We start from the raw sequence: 17896 nt of genomic DNA on the forward strand, positions 1-17896 counted from the left end.
AAGGGCAGACGGGCTTTTGAGGCGCATTCCCCGTCAGGCGCCGGTGGCGACGGTTTTGACGGTCCGGGGCGCTGGGCCTGAGAACACACCCGCTATCGCGCTGCGTATGGCCGCCTGCCGCATCGGCTGGGTGATCTTCGCACCTGTGAGATCGGTGACATAAAAGGCATCGACGGCCTTTTCACCAAACGTGGCTATGTGCGCCGAGGCGATGTTGAGGTTGAGTTTGCCGAGCGTCGTCGTCAGGTCATAAAGCAGGCCGGGGCGGTCAAGGCCGGAAATCTCCAGAACCGTGTATTGGTGCGACAGGCTGTTGTCGATGACAAGCTCTGTCGGGACGTTGAACGTGCGCCGGGCTGTTTTGGGGCGCTTTCGATCAACGAGATCGGCGATCTTCAGTTTTCCCTTGAGAGCATTCTCAATGGTCGCGGCGATTTTCTCGCCGCGGCGGATTTCATCGTCATCCTCCTCGAAAGCGCGAGTCAGGAACAGGTCGTCGATGGCGAGGCCGTCCGTGGTGGTGAAGATCTGCGCATCGGCGATATTGGCGCCGGAGGAGGCGCACGCGCCGGTCAAGATTGCGAGCAGGCGCGGATGGTCTGGCGCGAACACCGTCAGCTCCGTCACGCCGCGAAACTTATCCGTGGCAATGGCTGTCGCCACCGTTTCGCCATCGGACTCGGCCGCGCGGATGAAGGCTGCGTGCTTCACCTTTCTCGCCATATCCGCCTTGAGCCAATAGGCCGGATAGTGACGCACCTTGTAGGTGTCGAAGGTCACGTCGTCCCACTCGGGCATCGCCTTGCGCAGCTCAGCCTGCGCATGCGCAACGCGTTGGCTGCCGGAAACGGCGGAATGGCCGCCAGTCATGAGGCGCGGCTCGGTTTCGAAATAAAGCGTGCGCAGCAGCTCGCCCTTCCAGCCATTCCAGACACCCGGGCCAACGGCTTTGGTGTCGCAAACCGTGAGGATGAGCAGCAGTTTCAGCCGTTCCAGCGTCTGCACCGTTGCCGCGAAGCCCCGGATGGTTTCCGGGTCGGCGAGATCGCGGCTCTGGGCGATATTGGACATGACCAGATGATTTTCGATCAGCCAGGCCACGGTTTCGGTCTCGGCAGGGTCCAACCCCAGGCGCGGCCCAAGATGACGCGCAACCCGCGCACCGGCAATGGAGTGATCTTCCGGCCGCCCCTTGGCGATATCGTGCAGGAACGCTGCGACGTACAGCGCCCGCCGGTGCTGAAGCGTGGTGACGATGCTGTGCGCCAAGGGATGCGCCTGCGCCAGCTCGCCGCTATCGATTTGCGCCAGCACGCCGACCGTGCGGATGAGATGCTCGTCCACCGTGAAGTGATGGTACATGTTGAACTGCATCAGCGCGACGATGCGCCCGAAATCCGGAATGAAGCGGCCCAGGACGCCGCATTCGTTCATCAGCCGCAAGACGGTTTCGGGAGCGTTGCGCGAGGTGAGGATGTCGATGAACAGACTGTTTGCTTCCGGCGATTCACGCAGCGGGCGGTCGATCAGCCGCAGGGATCTGCGGGCGAGGCGCATCGCATCGGGGTGGATCGCGAGGGCGTTCTTGTCCGCCAGCCGGAACAGGCGGATGAGGTTGACCGGATCGTTGATGAAGACATCGCCATCGGCAATGTTGATGCGGTTGTTGTCCAGCTTGAAACCCGGCGCACCGAGGCGCTGGCGGTAGGGCCGCACCAGACCGCGAACGAAGCGGTTGAGCATGGGCACCGGCTTGTCGTGGCGCTCCTCCAGGGCGGCGCAGACGATGGCCGTGAGGCCGCCGACATCCTTCGCGACGAGGAAATAACGCCGCATGAAACGCTCGACGGACGACATGCCATCCCGCCCGGCATAGCCGATACGCTCGCACACTGCGGGTTGATAATCGAAGGACAGCCGCTCTTCCGCCCGCCCCGCAACGAAATGCAGATGACACCGCACGCGCCAGAGGAATTCGGTACAGCGACGGAACATCGCCGCTTCCGCACTGTCGAACAAGCCAACCCGGATCATGGCGTCCGGCGTGCGCACGCGGTAGACGTATTGCGCCAGCCACAGCAGCGTGTTGAGATCGCGCTGGCCGCCTTTGCCTTCCTTGACGTTGGGCTCCACCACGTAACGTGAGGTGCCAGAGCGGGTGATGCGGGCGTCGCGCTCGGCCAGCTTCGCGGTGACGAATTCAGCCTCGGTGCCGGCCACGACTTCCGTCTGGTAGCGCGTCAGCAACTCGTTGAACAGCCGTCGTTCGCCGACGAGAAAGCGGGCTTCGAGCAGCGCGGTGCGGATCGTCATATCGCCGCGCGCTTCATGAAGCGATTCGTTGACCGAGCGCGTGGCGTGGCCGATCTTGAGCTTGAGATCCCAGAGGATGTAGAGCACGGTTTCGACGACGCTCTCGCTCCACGCGGTTGCCTTGTAGGGCAGCACGAACAGCACATCGACATCGGAATGCGGGGCCATCGTGCCCCGGCCATAACCGCCCACGGCCACGACGGCCAGATGCTCGCCCATCGACGGGTTGGCAACGGGGTGGAAATGCTTCACCGCATAACTGTAGGCCGCCCGCACGACGGCATCGGTGAGGCGTGATAGCCGGCGCGCGCAGGCGAGGCCGTTCTGATCCTGCATCAGCGCCGCATCGGCTTCGTCGCGGCCCTCCTGCAACGTGCGGCGCAGCAGGTCGACAAGTGCGGCGCGCAGGGCCTGCAAATCGTTGCGATGATTATCTTCAAGGGCCCGCAGCGCCGGTGCAAGCCGGTTGACGGCCGGAAGATCGAGAGGATGGGCGGGCTGCGGTGTATTCATGGCAAATTCCGTTGAGGGGCGGGCGTTACCCGCCCCCACAGATGATTTGCCGCATCATACAATCAAGCGCGCAGGATCGCGCCTGTTTTCTTGACGACGGCATCGACGATGCGTGTGGACACCGTTTCGATTTCCGCGTCGGTCAACGTTTTGCCGGCCGGCTGCAGTGTGACGGCGACAGCCACCGATTTCTTGCCCGCTTCCACGCCGGGGCCTTCGTAGATATCGAAGACCGTGACGTCGGACAGCAGTGCGCGATCGGCGCTCTGTACGGCCCGCAGGATATCTCCGGCCGGAACCGCCACATCCACTACGAAGGCGAAGTCGCGGCTGAGCGGCTGGAACTCGGACAGCGCCAGCTTCGGACGCGCCTTTGTCGGGCGCTCCTTGGGAACGGGAAGGGCATCGAGTGTGATCTCGATGGCGACGAGCGGACCCTTCACATCCAGCGCCTGCAGGATTTTGGGATGCAACTCGCCGAACGCGCCGATGATATTCTTCGGCCCGAATTGCAACGTGGCCGAACGCCCGGGATGATACCACGCCGGACCGCCGGGGACGATCTGAACACCGGCAGTGGCGATTCCAAGCGCCGTCAGCAATGCAAAGGCATCTGCTTTCGCATCGAACACATCGACGTTCTTCGCCGGATTGCGCCAGTCGCGGCCAGCACCTTCCGCCCGTGCGGTGCCACGCCGTAGCGCGACGGCGCTCGTGGTCTGACCCTCCGGGGTGTCATCGGCAAACACCTGCCCGACTTCGAAGAGAGCCACGTCGCCATAGCCACGGTCGGCGTTGCGCTGCGCGGCACGGATCAGGCCCGGCAGCAGGTTCGGACGCATGTCCGACAGATCCGCCGCGATCGGGTTGGCCAACGCGAGCCGCGGATCGCCGCCGCCGAATGCCTCCGCATCGGCTTTTGCCACGAAGGACCACGTCACCGCCTCCACCAATCCGCGCGATGCCAGCAAGCGGCGAGCGGTGCGGGTGCGTTTTTGCAGCAATGTCAGCACGGGGCGGGTGATGCCCGCCTCGATACGCGGCAGCGGCGTGGATGTGACGTTATCGATACCGGTGATGCGCAGCACTTCCTCGACGAGATCGGCCTTGCCTTCGACATCCGGACGCCACGACGGCGGTGTCACGGTTGCGCTGTCGCCATCGCCATCGACGGTGAAGCCGAGCACCTCAAGCGTGCGCCGCGCATCGTCTGCCGGAATATCGAGGCCCGTCAGGCGCTTGATCTCGCTCCACGGCAGGGTGATGGTGCGGGTCGTATCGGGAATTGCGCCCGCCAGCGTCACCTCGGACGGCTTACCGCCCGCCAGATCCAGCACGAGCCGGGTGGCAAGCTCGATCCCCGGAAGCGTGAAAGCCGGATCAACGCCGCGCTCGAAGCGGTAGCGCGCATCGGTAATGATGCCAAGTTCCCTGCCGGTGCGGGCAATGGTGAGTTCATCCCACAGCGCCGACTCGATCAAAACGTCCGTGGTGGTTTCGTCGCAGCCCGAATGCTCGCCGCCCATGATGCCGCCCAGCGACTCGGGGCCGTTGTCGTCGGCGATGACGATGTGGTTTCCACCCAGCTTGTACGTCTTGCCGTCGAGCGCGAGCAGTTCCTCACCTGCACGCGCGCGGCGCACCACAAGGTTGCCCTTGACTTTCGCGGCGTCGAAAACATGCAGCGGGCGGCCTCGGTCGAAAGTGACGTAGTTGGTGATGTCGACGAGGATGTTGATCGGCCTAAGCCCGATGGCCGTCAGGCGCTTTTGCAGCCATTCCGGCGACGGGCCGTTTTTCACGCCGCGCACCAGCCGCAGCGCAAACACCGGGTTGAGGAACGCGTCGTCAGCCGCGAAATCGCGGATCACTTCCACCGGATTGGCGAAGGCGCCGGAAATGGGAGCGATGTCGCCATCCTTCAGCCGGCCAAGGCCTGCCGCCGCCAGATCGCGGGCAATGCCGGCAACGCCGAGCGCATCCGGACGGTTCGGCGTGACGGCGATCTCGATGACCGGGTCGTCCAGCCCGGCCCACACGGCATAGGGCTGCCCCACCGGCGCATCGGCGGGCAATTCGAAAATGCCGTCGCTGTCGCCCGGGAGGTCGAGTTCCTCCGGCGAGCACATCATGCCTTTGCTCTCGACGCCGCGAATGGAGCCGACGGCAATGGTGATGTCCTTGCCCGGAATATAAGTGCCGGGCGCGGCGAAAACCGTTTTCAGCCCCGCGCGCGCGTTGGCCGCGCCGCAGACGACCTGGACGGGTGTGCCATCGCCGATATCGACGGAGCAAACGCGCAGCCGGTCGGCGTTGGGGTGCTGTTCGGCGGCGACGATATGCGCGATGCGGAACGCCGCGAGTTCCTTCGCCTTGTCCTCGACGCCCTCGACCTCAAGCCCGATGCGGTTCAGGGCATCCAGCACGTCCTGAAGCGAGGCATCCGTGTCGAGATGATCCTTCAGCCAGGAAAGAGTGAATTTCATTGCCGTTGCTTCTCGTTCACAGTGTCGGGATCAGTTGCTCAGGCCGCCGGCCAGCGACGGCAGGTCGAGCGGGCGGAAGCCATAGTGCGACAGCCAGCGCACATCGGCCTCGAAGAAGGGGCGCAGGTCCGGCATGCCGTATTTCAGCATGGCGATGCGGTCGATGCCCATGCCCCATGCAAAGCCCTGATACTCATCCGGATCGAGACCGACATGGCGCAGCACATTCGGATGCACCATGCCGCAGCCGAGAATCTCCAGCCAGTCGTCGCCCTCACCGAAGCGGATGTCACCGCCCTTGCGCGAGCACTGGATGTCCACCTCAGCGGAGGGTTCCGTGAATGGGAAGAAGGAGGGGCGGAAACGCATCTTGACGTTCGGTACCTCGAAGAACGCCTTGCAGAACTCTTCGAGAATCCATTTCAGATGGCCGAAGTTAGCGGAGCGGTCGATCACCAGCCCCTCGACCTGATGGAACATCGGCGTGTGCGTCTGATCCGAGTCGCAGCGGTAGGTGCGTCCGGGGCAGATAACACGGATCGGCGGCTTTTGCCCCTGCATGGTGCGCACCTGCACCGGGCTCGTGTGGGTACGCAGCAGCTTGCGCTCGCCGTTCTCGTCCGGGGAGAAGAAGAACGTGTCGTGCATCTCGCGCGCGGGATGCCCTTCCGGGAAGTTTAGCGCCGTGAAGTTGTAGAAGTCGGTTTCGACGTCCGGCCCCTCGGCGATGGCAAAGCCCAGATCGGCAAAAATAGCGGTGAGTTCGTCGATGACCTGGCTGATCGGGTGGATGCGGCCGCGCGTCTGGGCGCTTTCCTGCACCGGCAGCGTAACATCCGCACGCTCCTGCGCGAGGCGGGCGTTCAGCGCCTCTTCCGCCAGAACGGCCTTGCGTTCTGACAGGGCGGCCGCCACACGGTCACGCAGGCCGTTGATCAGCGGGCCTTGCACCTTGCGCTCGTCCGGCGTCAGGCTGCCGAGCGTCTTCAGCAGCTCCGAGACCGAGCCTTTCTTGCCAAGTGCGGCAACGCGCACGGCCTCCAGCGCAGCTTCATCGGCGGCGGCATGGATCGCTTCGAGCAGGGAATTTTCGAGAGTGGAATAATCGGACATCTGTTCCTCGGGGCGCCACTTTTGCGCAGGTTGCCTGCTTGTCGGCAATGACCGGGGAACCGTCAAGCCCTTCCGGCCAAATCGATACGTTTCGCGGCAGGCGTTGCCGTCACGCATGATCCCGGAAAGGGGAGGGCCGGACGCAAAGGCATCCAGCCCGAAGCATCTGCCAATCAGGCAGCAGCCGGAAGGGCTGCCTTTGCCTTCTCGACGATCGCCTTGAATGCATCCGGCTCGTGGATAGCGAGTTCGGACAGCACCTTGCGATCAATCTCAATGCCTGCCTTGCCGAGACCGTCAATAAATCGGCTGTAGGTCAGGTCGTGTTCACGCACTGCGGCATTGATGCGCTGGATCCACAGGCCGCGGAACGTGCGCTTCTTGTTCTTGCGGTCGCGGTAGTTGTACTGCAACGCGCGATCGACAGCGGCCTTGGCCGTGCGGATCGTATTCTTGCGACGGCCGTAAAAGCCCTTGGCGGCCTTCAGGACCTTCTTGTGCTTGGCGTGGGACGTAACGCCCCGTTTGACGCGGGCCATTGTGCTGGCTCCTCAGAATTACCGGGTGATTGACAGGGGGCTGATTCAGGCGTTGGGGAGGAAGTAACGCTTGACGTTCTTCGCATCGCCCTCGAACAGGATCATCGTGCCACGCTGATTGCGGATGAACTTCTTCGTCCGCTTGATCATGCCGTGGCGCTTGCCCGCCTGACCGGCGACGACCTTGCCGGAGCCGGTAACCTTGAAGCGCTTCTTGGCGCCCGATTTCGTCTTCAGTTTGGGCATTTTGCTTCCTTTCGTGATGCCGGACGCTGTCCGCCGCGGGCAATCTCTTGCCACATGCGGATGAATCCGGCCTGATGTTGCTCGAAAGCACACCAAACCGCCACGGCAGCCCTATCAGCCGGGCGATTCTGATGAAGCCGCGCTTATGGCAGATCAGTGACGATCACGCAAGGGGGGCGGTGTATCGCTTGCAAGCATACATCGCCCCGGCAGTGTTCGGCCCCGGCAATGTTCTGAATCAGCGGCGTGAAAAATCCAGATTGCTCGGTGACGGTGGATAACGATTGTTCAATGCCGTCAAAGGAGTATCCGCCGAAACAATTTCAAGCTGGAAAGTGCGCGCCCACACCTTCCCGTATCCCTTCAGGAAAAAGCCATAATGGATACTTTCCGCATCGTCCGGAACGTCAAGCACGATGTTGCGCATAACCCAGTTGCAGGTTCCTCTAAGCGCGCCGTCGGCAGTCCGATTCATCATGTTGTCGAAGCGCATGCCAAAATTGCCGGGACCATCTATCCGCAACCAGATCGTGCCTGCATCGGCCTCTTCCGTGCGGAGTTCAGCGCTCAGTCGTAGCCGATCACCTCTATAAGGAGCGGCATCGATGCTCTGCATCAAAACGGCTATCTTGCCGGTCAGCTTAGCGTCACCATCTCTTGGCACGAGGCTTTCGATGAGCGTGGCTTCCGGGATGGCAGGGTCCAACCCAAGCCGGTGCGTGCTGCCATTGACGACCGATCCGGTGATCGCCCAATCTTGGGGGATTGCAAGTTTTGTTTCGGAAGGACTGACATCGCCGATATGGGCGGCGAGGGTATTCCAGTCGTTGAGGCCAAATTGCCTTGCCACCATCTCAAGACATTCACCATGAGACAGCTGAAGGTTTCTGTTCGCCAAATCCTGACGCAGAGACTTTGCCATTGATTTTGCGTGAAGAAAACTACGCATGATCCTGATCCTCGCGGGCGATATCACAGGTCAGGGCTCGCGTTGCTGACGGAATCGCCTGTCAGAAAACAAGATCAAAAATCCAGGCGTGCTTTCACCATTCCCGATGCGGGTGCGAGCGGCAGGTTGCACGAAACCCGCACTAAAACTAATCTGGCGCCAGCCTGTGCGCAAGGTTGGTCCGCAGCAAAGCTGTGGAGCGCAGGGGACCGCTTTATACTATCAAATGGAAAACGACGTGCCGCAGCCGCATGACGCCGAGGCGTGGGGGTTGCTGATCTTGAATGACTGGCCGATGAGATCGTCGACGAAATCCAGCACCGAGCCTTCCATGTAGGGCAGGGAGATCGAGTCGACCAGCACGACTGCGCCGTCCTTCTCGATGACAAGGTCGTCATCGTTGCGGCTTCGTGTCACGTCAAACAGATACTGGAAGCCAGAGCAGCCGCCACCCTCGACGCTGACGCGCAGCATCGCGCCTTCCGGCTCTTTCGCCAGCACGCGCTTGATGCGCCGTGCGGCGCTGTCCGTCAGCGTCAGCACGGTGGAATCGGCGATTTCATTGGCGACAGTCATGGTGCAGCAATCCTGATTTGCGATAAACTGATTTTTCCCTTCGTGTAAGGTAATGCGCGGACTGCTTGGGTGCAATGGTTTGCAAACGGGCTCGGGTGTGCGGCGAGGGATGGCTGGGTTGCGATGACGGCAAAGGGGAACGGCGTGTTCGTGGATGGCGTGCTGGATGTGTTTCGGGGGCGGGTATCGGGAGAGCGCTGGCGCGCGCCGTGGGCAAGCGACCCGGTGGCATCCCGCGGCAGGCTCTATGATGAAGGCGCATCGCCCACGCGATCAGGCTTCCAGCGAGACCGCGACAGGGTGATCCACTCGGCCGCGTTCCGTCGGCTGAAACACAAGACGCAGGTTTTCGTCTATCATGAGGGCGACCATTATCGCACCCGCCTGACGCATACGATCGAGGTATCGCAGATCGCCCGCTCGCTCGCTCGTGCGCTTGGTCTTGACGAGGATCTGGCGGAGGCGCTGGCGTTGGCTCATGACCTCGGTCATACGCCCTTCGGCCACACGGGGGAGGATGCGCTCGATGCCTGCATGAAGGGCTTTGGCGGCTTCGATCACAACGCGCAGGCGCTGCGCATCGTGACGCGTCTCGAACGGCGCTACGCGGGCTTCGACGGGCTGAACCTGACATGGGAAACGCTGGAAGGGCTGGTGAAGCACAACGGCCCGCTGACGGATGCCTCAGGCGCGCCGTTCGGGCGTTATGCGGCCCACGGTGTCCCGGGCGCCATCCTCGAATACGATGCCGTGCACAACCTTGAACTGTCCACCTTCGCCAGCGGGGAGGCGCAGGTGGCCGCCATCGCGGATGACATTGCCTATGACGCTGCCGATATTGATGACGGTTTGCGCGCCGGGCTGTTCACGCTGGACGATCTACGCGCCATTCCGTTTATCGCCGGGCTCATCGACGAGGTTTATGCGCTTCATCCGGGGCTGGAGGCGTTCCGCGCCGCGCATGAGCTGATCCGCCGTGTCATCACGCGTTTCGTCGAGGATGTGATCCGGGAAAGCGAAAAGCGCCTCTCGGCGTTGCGGCCGAAAAGTGCGCAGGACATTCGCGACGCCAGCGATGCCGTGGTGGCGTTTTCGCCCGCGATTGCGCAGGCTGATCGCGATATCAAGGGCTTCCTCTTTACATATATGTATCGCCATCCGCGCGTGATGCATGTGCGTGCCGGCGCCGACCGCGTGGTGGCGGACCTGTTCGAGCGGTTCACCGGCGATCCGCGCCTTCTGCCGGAGGAGTGGCGGGAGGATCTGGACGTCAAGGACGAAGCGCGCCTGCGTCGGCGCGTGGCCGATTACATCGCAGGCATGACGGACAGCTACGCGCTCGACGCGCATCGGCGGTTATTTGACGATACGCCCGAATTGCGCTAGGCGCGTTGAGGCTGGGCAGTGCTGGCCTATGGCGATTTTCCGTGTTTCCGATGCGCATTGGCTGCGATCAGCCGCGCTTCGGTTTCCGAAAGCTGCCGCATTCGGCTGTGCCTGCCCTAATCGACGCGTATTTGCGGTGGACTATACAACTCGGAGCATGTTTTGATTCCGTCAAAATGGCGCTCCCAAAACTGTGCTCCGTGGCACTTTCCAATCAAAATGGCATCATGAATATCTTCAGCATCTACCACCAGCGGCTTCTCGACGTTATTGCGCAACTGATCGCTGAAGGGCGTCTGCCCGAGGGGCTGGATCTGTCGCGCGTGGTGGTGGAGCCTCCGCGCGATCCCGCTCACGGTGACCTCGCCACCAATGCCGCCATGGTGCTGGCCAAGCCGGCAGGCACCAACCCGCGCGCGCTGGCGGAGCTGATCGTCGGCGCGCTTCGCGGCGTGGAAGGTGTGGCAGAGGCCGAAGTCGCGGGGCCGGGATTTATCAATCTGCGGCTGAAAACGGAAGTTTTCCACCGCGTTCTCGCTGCCGTCCTTGCGGATGCGGAAGGTTTCGGGCGCGGCGCCCCCCGGCCAGAGCGGCCTGTGAACGTGGAATATGTTTCCGCCAACCCCACGGGGCCGATGCATGTCGGCCACGGTCGCGGCGCGGTGTTCGGCGATGCGCTGGCGCGGCTGCTGGATTTTGCCGGCCTCAGCGTCACGCGTGAATACTACATCAACGATGCCGGGGCGCAGGTCGATGTGCTGGCCCGGTCCGCCTATCTGCGCTACCGCGAGGCGTTGGGTGCGGACATTGGCGCGATTCCCGAAGGGCTTTATCCGGGCAATTATCTCGTGCCGGTGGGTGTCGAGCTGGCGCGCCGCTTCGGCCCGGCGTTGATCGACCTGCCGGAAGGCGACTGGCTGCCGCAGGTGCGTGATATCGCCATTGAGGCGATGATGGAGATGATCCGTGATGACCTCGCCGCGCTTGGCGTGAAGCACGATGTGTTCTTTTCCGAGCGCAAACTGCACGAGGACTGCGAAAATAGCGCCATCACCTTGACCATTAAGGAACTGGAGGCGCGCGGGTTCGTCTACACCGGCCGCCTGCCGCCGCCGAAGGGCCAGTTGCCGGAAGACTGGGAGGACCGCGAGCAGCTTCTGTTCCGTGCAACCGATGTTGGCGATGACATAGACCGCCCGCTAGTCAAGTCTGATGGCAGTTACACATATTTCGCCGCCGACGTGGCTTACCTGCGCGACAAGTATGGGCGCGGGTTCCGTGAGCTTATCTACGTTCTGGGGGCCGATCACGGCGGCTATGTCAAGCGGCTTGAGGCCGTTGGGCGCGCCATTGGCGGCGACGATGTGAAAGTGACGGCGCTGCTCGCCCAGCTCGTGAAGCTGATGCGCGACGGCGAGCCGGTGAAGATGTCCAAGCGCTCCGGCAGCTTCGTGACACTGCGTGAGGTGATCGACGAAGTCGGCCGCGATGCCGTGCGCTTCATGATGCTCTATCGCAAGAACGACGCCACGCTGGAGTTCGATCTGGCCAAGGTTGTGGAGCAATCCAAGGACAACCCGGTTTTCTACGTGCAATATGCCCATGCGCGCTGCGCGTCGATTTTCCGCCAGGCGCGGGAGTTGCTGCCGGATCTGGCGACCGATGCTGCGGCGCTTGCCGGTGCGCGGCATGTTGTGTTGGCTGATGAAGCTGAAATCGGTATCCTGAAGCTGGTGTCGCAATATCCGCGCGTCGTGGAGGCGGGAGCGCTCGCTTACGAGCCACACAGGGTTGCATTCTATCTCTACGAGTTGGCGGCGGCGTTCCACGGCCTCTGGAATCGCGGGAAGGATTCACCGCAATTACGGTTTGTTAATCAAACTGACAGAGAGTCGACATTGGCGAGGTTGGCACTTGTCGAGGCTGTTCGGTCGGTCCTGTCATCTGGATTGCACGTCCTCGGAGTCGCCGCGCCCGACGAGATGCGTTGAGAGTAACCGGTTTGACACTGTGGTCTGGTCAGTTGCGGGTTCTCTCCAGCGCGATGGTGATGTGCTTGCCTGGAATTTGCCCGTTACTTCAAGGGGCTCTGGCTTGCCTGAAAAATCGGACTGCGCCCCATGAGTTACAAGAGCAGAGCCCAGGTCATGCGTGATAGAGACGATCTCGAGGAGCAGCGTTGGCAGCCGGCTTCTTCCGGCAGCACCCTCGGCAACGATCCGCTGGCCGAGCTTGCCCGTATCGTCGGTCAGGGCGCAGCCGTGCCCCCGGCGGGGCAGGATACAGCCGCTCCCCGCGGCGGTGCGCCCGCCGGTCAGCAAGACTGGATGAACGAAATAGAACGTGCCTTCGGGCATGGTGCGCCGGGACGTGGGCAGCCGCAGGGCGCACAGCCCCCGGCGTCCACGCAGTACCCCGCGCAGGACGTGGCCCAAGGCGTGCCGGAATGGCTGCGCAGCCCTGCCGTGCCGCAAGGGGCGCAACAGGCGGAGGCACAGCCGCAATATTCCGAAGAAGCGCTGCAGGAATTTTCGCGTTCGCTGGATGAGGCCTCTCTTGGCCCGCAGGCGGATTACTATGCGCAGGATCCATACCGCTTGGCAGCCGCGGGCTCCGCAGGGTTCGCTGCTTCGGCTGATGCCCACGCACCGGCGCATCCTGGCTACGGTTCGCAAGCCGGTTACGACCCGCAGGTGGCCGGCGGGGCTGCACAAGACGCTGGATATCAGGGCGGCGGATACGACGCTTACGGTTATGCCGGTGACGGTTACGCCGCAGATGGCGGCTATGCCGAAGATGAGGCGCCGTATGATGATCGCCCGGCCCGCCGCCGGAAGGTAATCATCGCCGCTGCGGCGCTGGGCGTTGGCGCGCTGGTGGTTGCGGGGTTGTTCCTGTCCGGTGGCGGTGAAACCGTCAACGGTGAGCCACCCGTGTTTTCCGCCGATAGCGAGCCCGTCAAGGTGGAGCCTGAGACGCCCGGCGGGGCCGAGGTGCCCAACACCAACCGGGCGATTTACGAGCACACCAATCAGGCGCCCACCGGCGAGGGCGCTGTGGTGGTCGATGATCGCGAGCAACCAGTCGATATCAACCAGATGATCGCGCAGCAGAATGCGGCAGCCGAGGCGCGGGCAATTCAGGATCGCGCGGCTGGTGTGCAGACCGAAACCACGACCGCGCCGAACGTTGATGCTGCGGATGTCGTGTTGCCGGAAGCGCCGGAACCGACAAGCCCGGCTATCGCCGCGCTTGGTGAACCGCGCCGCGTGCGCACGGTTTCCGTGCGGCCGGATGGCAGCATCCTGCCGTCTAATGGCGCGCCGCAGGCTCCCGTCGCTCCCACGGCCCCGACCATCGAGCAACTGGCGTCCGGCACCACGCCTTCAGTGTCGTCACCGGCGACGACGCCAGTCGACGAGCCTCAAGCGCCTGCTGTGACGCCGAACGTCGCGCCGGTACCGCGTCCGGCGGCGGTGAACAGGCCTGCAACCCGTGCGCCCATGCAGCTCGGTCCGATGGCGCTGACGCCGTCCTCCGGCGCGCAGGTCGCGCAGGCGCCGGCCGCTCCGCAAGCCGCAGCACCGGCCGCATCAGGCGCATTCACGGTGCAGCTTGCAGCCCCCGGCAGCGAGAACGAGGCGCGCACCCTGTTTGCCAACCTCCAGCGCCGGTATGGCGATCTGGCTGGCTACTCGCCCAACATCATCCGCGCTGAATCCGGTGGCAGAACCATCTACCGCCTGCGCGTGGGGGCGTTCCCGTCCCGCGATGCAGCCACGGCCCTGTGCGTGCGCATTCAGGCGGCTGGCGGACAGTGCTTCGTCGCCCGGAACTGATGCACGCCGAATTTCGCCGGTCGGATAACGTTATCTGACCGGCAGACGGTTTTTGAATAAGCGGGCGCAGCCCGAAGGCGATGTCATGAAAGCGATCGTTCTGGGGTGCGCCGGTCAGCAACTGACGCCAGCCGAGCGTTCCCTGTTTCGGGATGCGGACCCGTGGGGGTTTATCCTTTTCAAGCGCAACATCGGCACACCCGATGATGTGCGCCGCCTCACCGGCGCTCTGCGTGAGGCCGTGGGGCGCGATGCGCCTATCCTCATCGATCAGGAAGGCGGGCGTGTGCAACGCATGGGGCCGCCGCACTGGCGCTCCTATCCGGCTGGCGCGATCTATGGAGGGCTGGCGCCGCACGATCCGCTTCTGCGCCGTGCGCTGGCGTGGCTGGGAGCGCGGCTTATCGCGCATGATCTGCGCGATGTCGGCATCGATGTGAACTGTGCGCCGGTTCTGGATGTGCCTGTGCCGGGGGCCAACGATGTCATTGGCAACCGCGCCTATCACGCCGACCCCGCTCTTGTCGCCGTTCTTGGGCGGGCGGTGGCGGAAGGCTATATCGCAGGCGGCGTCCTGCCTGTCATCAAGCATATCCCCGGCCATGGCCGCGCCAACGCCGATAGTCATCTGGCGCTGCCAGTGGTGGATGTCCCGCTGGCGGAGCTGGCCGGGCACGATTTCGTGCCATTCCGGGCGCTGGCGGATATGCCCGCAGCCATGAGCGCGCATGTCGTTTTTACGGCGCTCGACCCCGCACGCCCTGCGACCGTCTCACCAACGGTGATCGCGGACACGATCCGGGATGATATCGGTTTCGATGGCCTCCTGTTCAGCGACGACCTATCGATGCAGGCACTGGCCGGCTCCATCCCCGAACGCGGCGTGGCGGCGCTGTCGGCGGGGTGCGACATTGCCCTGCATTGCAACGGCGATTTCGCGGAGATGGCCGCCCTTTCCGATGCGGTCGGCGACCTCACGCAGGATGCAGCACGACGCTCGCGGGCGGCTTTAGCGCGCATTCGCCACACGCCGGAGCCGTTCGATCCTGTGGAAGCCTGGGCGCGGCTTGAAACAGCGCTTGCGAATCCGGATAGTGTCCCCAACTCTTGGATCTGATGATTCCTGAGGAAGAGAGTTGTGGAGATAGCCGTTCCGCGCCCTGACGATGACGATTTTGAAACCGCGCTGCGGGACGGCGCCGGTTTTCAGGGCGACCGACATTCTCGGGATGACAGAGATTCCGATCCCGCGTTGATTGTCGATGTCAACGGCTTCGAGGGGCCGCTCGATCTTTTGCTGGAGCTGGCGCGCCGGCAGAAAGTCGATTTGGCGCAGATTTCCATTCTGGCGCTTGTCGAGCAATATCTGACCTTCATCGAAGAAGCGCGCAAACTGCGGCTTGAGCTGGCTGCCGATTATCTGGTGATGGCCGCATGGCTGGCCTATCTCAAGTCACGCCTGCTGTTACCCACGCCGCCAACCTCTTCCGAGCCTGATGTCGGTGACCTTGCCACGGTGCTGACACTTCGCCTGCAACGGCTTGAAGCCATTCGCCGCGCCGCCGCTAGGCTCGCGGAGCGGCCCCGCCTCGGGCGCGATGTAATGGCACGCGGCGCGCCGGAAGAAATGGCCGTGATTCGCCGCCCCAAATGGGACGCCACACTCTACGAATTGCTGTCGGCCTATTCGGATAATCGCCAGCGCATGGCGAATGCCCGCGTCACGTTGGCGCAACGCGCCGTGTGGTCGCTCGCCGAGGCGCGCGAGGCGCTTCATCGGCTCATCGGCGACGCGGCAGACTGGTGCCCGCTGGATGCCTATCTCGCGGCCTACATGGCGACCCCGGAGATGGTTGCGACGGTGCGCGCCTCGGCGCTTTCGGCCATGCTGGAAATGGTGCGCGAGGGGCGCATCGATATCCGTCAGGAAGCACCCTTTGCGCCCTTGATGTTGCGTCGCCGGGTGGAGCGGGATGATGCGCGCGATGTCCCCGAGGTTGCCTGATGGAAAGGGCGATCTGATGGAAGGCGATGTCCATGCGCGCGCGGCCCGTGTCGTCGAGGCCATTCTGTTCGCATCGCGTGAGCCGGTGGCGGAGGCCGATCTGGCCGCACGTGTGCCTTCCGGCGCTGACCTGCCGGTGATACTGGCCGGTTTGAAGGCGCATTATGCCTTGCGCGGCGTGGTGTTGGTGCAGGTTGCGGGTGGCTGGGCGTTTCGCACTGCGCCGGACTTGGCCCCAACGCTGGTGCGCGAGCGGGAAGAGCAGCGCAAGCTCTCGCGCGCCGCGATGGAGGTGCTGGCCATCGTCGCCTATCATCAGCCGGTTACGCGGTCGGAAATCGAGGAGGTGCGCGGCGTCGCCACCTCGCGCGGCACGCTCGACACGCTGCTGGAGGCGGGCTGGATTCGCCTGCGCGGCCGCCGCCGTGCCCCCGGCCGGCCCGTGACCTACGGCACGACGCCGGGCTTTTTGTCGCATTTCGGCCTTGAATCTATTGAGGATCTGCCGGGTCTTGACGATCTGAAGGGCGCAGGCTTTCTGGATGGCCGCCTGCCTCGCGGCTTTGCTATTCCCGCGCCCCGCGACGATGACGCGTTGGACGCCGACGAGGACGCTCTTGACGAAAGCGCGTGATGAACTGTGCGCAAGGCTGATCTGTTCGGCGGTGCTTGCGTAAGCCGGCGAAAAAGACGATGTTGCAGCCGTAGGCACTGGGGTGCCGCGCAACCGCGCGGCTGAGACCATACCCATCGAACCTGTCTGGATCATGCCAGCGTAGGGAGGAGCCGTTGAACACGCGCGTATCTGAATCCGTTATCATCGTGGGTGCCGGCGTTATCGGCCTGTCGCTGGCGTGGCTATTGGCGCGGGCCGGCCGGCCTGTTGTGGTATTCGACAAAGCCGAGGCCGGGCAGGGGGCCAGCCATGCCGCTGCCGGTATGCTCGCCGCCTGCACGGAGCTGGAGCCGGGCGAGGAGTGGCTTTTGTCGCTCAATCGCCGCAGCCAGCAGTTGTGGCCAACTTTCGCCGCTGAACTTGAAAGTGCCTCCGGTATCGCCGTGGATCTGCGCGAGGAGGGCACGCTCCACGTTGCGCTCAACGCCGACGAGCAGGGCAAGTTGCGCCATCATCTGGCGTTGCAGGAAAAGGCCGATCTGCCGGTGGAGTGGCTGTCGCCTGCCGAGGTGCGCGCACGCGAGCCTTTTCTCGCCAACGCCACCGGCGCCATCTGGAGCCCGCAGGATCATCAGGTAGACAATCGAAAACTCGCGGCTGCTCTGCGCGTCGCCGCGCCGCGTGCCGGGGCGGTCGTTCACGAGCATACGCCTGTCGATAAAATTGTGGTCGCTGATGGCCGCATCACCGGCATCGAGGCTGGGGGCGCGTTTCATCCTGCGTCCGTCGTTGTGCTGGCGGCGGGTGCATGGTCGCGCAGCATCGGCGGGCTGACGCAGGAAACCCGGCCGCCGGTGCGTCCCGTCAAGGGGCAGATGCTGGCGCTTAGTATGCCGGCGGACGCGCCGCTGCTGCGACATGTGGTCTGGGCGGCTGGCATCTATCTGGTGCCGCGGGTTGATGGGCGGCTCATCGTCGGCGCGACTGCCGAGGAGCGTGGCTTCGACGGTAGTATCACGGCAGGCGGCGTGTTGTCGCTGCTGCAGAACGCGTGGCGCGCGCTGCCGGGCATCGAAGAACTGCCGCTCATCGAAACCTGGACCGGCTTCCGCCCGGGCAGCCGTGACGACGCGCCCATTCTGGGCGAGGGGCCTGTCGAGGGACTGGTGTATGCCACGGGACACCACCGCAACGGCATCCTGCAAACGCCGGTGACGGCGGACATCGTATCGCGCCTCATTCTGGAAGGTGCCCGTGATCCGCTAGCGGAACCATATGCATTCGGCCGGTTTAAATAATCATTAGGGGAGAGAGA

At 63.6% G+C, this 17896-nt stretch carries 14 protein-coding genes and 1 riboswitch; of the genes, 7 read left to right on the forward strand and 7 right to left on the reverse strand.

The annotated features are described in order from the left end of the window. Positions 1-33: 33 nt before the first annotated feature. From FHS81_RS02405 to erpA, 7 genes are all read right to left on the reverse strand, one after another. Positions 34-2826, reverse strand: a complete 2793-nt coding sequence (locus FHS81_RS02405; RefSeq protein WP_183750414.1) for a [protein-PII] uridylyltransferase — start codon at positions 2824-2826, stop codon at positions 34-36. A gap of 62 nt (positions 2827-2888) precedes the next feature. Next, a complete protein-coding gene (pheT, locus tag FHS81_RS02410; protein WP_183750415.1) occupies positions 2889-5312 on the reverse strand; it encodes a phenylalanine--tRNA ligase subunit beta in 2424 nt (807 codons plus the stop codon). A gap of 30 nt (positions 5313-5342) precedes the next feature. Further along, positions 5343-6425, reverse strand: coding sequence for a phenylalanine--tRNA ligase subunit alpha (pheS, locus tag FHS81_RS02415; RefSeq protein WP_183750416.1), 1083 nt, complete (start codon positions 6423-6425; stop codon positions 5343-5345). Positions 6426-6598: 173 nt separating this feature from the next. After that, positions 6599-6964 carry a 50S ribosomal protein L20 gene (rplT, locus tag FHS81_RS02420; RefSeq protein WP_183750417.1) on the reverse strand — a complete coding sequence of 122 codons (366 nt, stop codon included), beginning with the start codon at positions 6962-6964 and terminating at the stop codon, positions 6599-6601. Positions 6965-7009: 45 nt separating this feature from the next. Next, a complete protein-coding gene (rpmI, locus tag FHS81_RS02425; RefSeq protein ID WP_183750418.1) occupies positions 7010-7210 on the reverse strand; it encodes a 50S ribosomal protein L35 in 201 nt (66 codons plus the stop codon). 238 nt (positions 7211-7448) lie between these two features. Beyond that, positions 7449-8159, reverse strand: coding sequence for a glyoxalase superfamily protein (locus tag FHS81_RS02430; protein ID WP_183750419.1), 711 nt, complete (start codon positions 8157-8159; stop codon positions 7449-7451). Positions 8160-8381: 222 nt separating this feature from the next. Further along, positions 8382-8735, reverse strand: a complete 354-nt coding sequence (gene erpA / locus FHS81_RS02435) for an iron-sulfur cluster insertion protein ErpA (protein ID WP_183750420.1) — start codon at positions 8733-8735, stop codon at positions 8382-8384. 123 nt (positions 8736-8858) lie between these two features. Between erpA and FHS81_RS02440 the strand changes: the two genes are divergently transcribed. From FHS81_RS02440 to thiO, 7 genes are all read left to right on the forward strand, one after another. Then, a complete protein-coding gene (locus FHS81_RS02440; protein ID WP_183750421.1) occupies positions 8859-10121 on the forward strand; it encodes a deoxyguanosinetriphosphate triphosphohydrolase in 1263 nt (420 codons plus the stop codon). Positions 10122-10348: 227 nt separating this feature from the next. Next, positions 10349-12112 (forward strand): arginine--tRNA ligase, encoded by a 1764-nt coding sequence (gene argS / locus FHS81_RS02445; protein WP_183750422.1) that lies wholly within the window; start codon positions 10349-10351, stop codon positions 12110-12112. A 129-nt stretch (positions 12113-12241) separates the two neighbouring features. Beyond that, on the forward strand, positions 12242-13960 hold the full coding sequence (locus FHS81_RS02450) for an SPOR domain-containing protein (RefSeq protein WP_183750423.1): 1719 nt from the start codon (positions 12242-12244) through the stop codon (positions 13958-13960). Between the two features lie 85 nt (positions 13961-14045). Then, entirely contained in the window at positions 14046-15077 is a 1032-nt protein-coding gene (gene nagZ / locus FHS81_RS02455) for a beta-N-acetylhexosaminidase (RefSeq protein ID WP_183750424.1), read from the forward strand. 69 nt (positions 15078-15146) lie between these two features. Next, positions 15147-15965, forward strand: a complete 819-nt coding sequence (locus tag FHS81_RS02460) for a segregation and condensation protein A (RefSeq protein WP_183750764.1) — start codon at positions 15147-15149, stop codon at positions 15963-15965. Then, positions 15946-16599 (forward strand): SMC-Scp complex subunit ScpB, encoded by a 654-nt coding sequence (gene scpB / locus FHS81_RS02465; protein ID WP_210281497.1) that lies wholly within the window; start codon positions 15946-15948, stop codon positions 16597-16599. The genes FHS81_RS02460 and scpB overlap by 20 nt, the downstream gene beginning before the upstream one ends. A gap of 68 nt (positions 16600-16667) precedes the next feature. Continuing rightward, positions 16668-16765, forward strand: a riboswitch (TPP riboswitch). Then, positions 16755-17879: a glycine oxidase ThiO gene (gene thiO, locus FHS81_RS02470; RefSeq protein WP_210281498.1), complete on the forward strand. Its 1125-nt coding sequence runs from the start codon at positions 16755-16757 to the stop codon at positions 17877-17879. (Overlaps the previous riboswitch by 11 nt.) Positions 17880-17896 lie beyond the last annotated feature (17 nt).

The organism is Pseudochelatococcus contaminans, from assembly GCF_014195635.1.
Taxonomy (GTDB): Bacteria; Pseudomonadota; Alphaproteobacteria; order Rhizobiales; family Beijerinckiaceae; genus Pseudochelatococcus; species Pseudochelatococcus contaminans.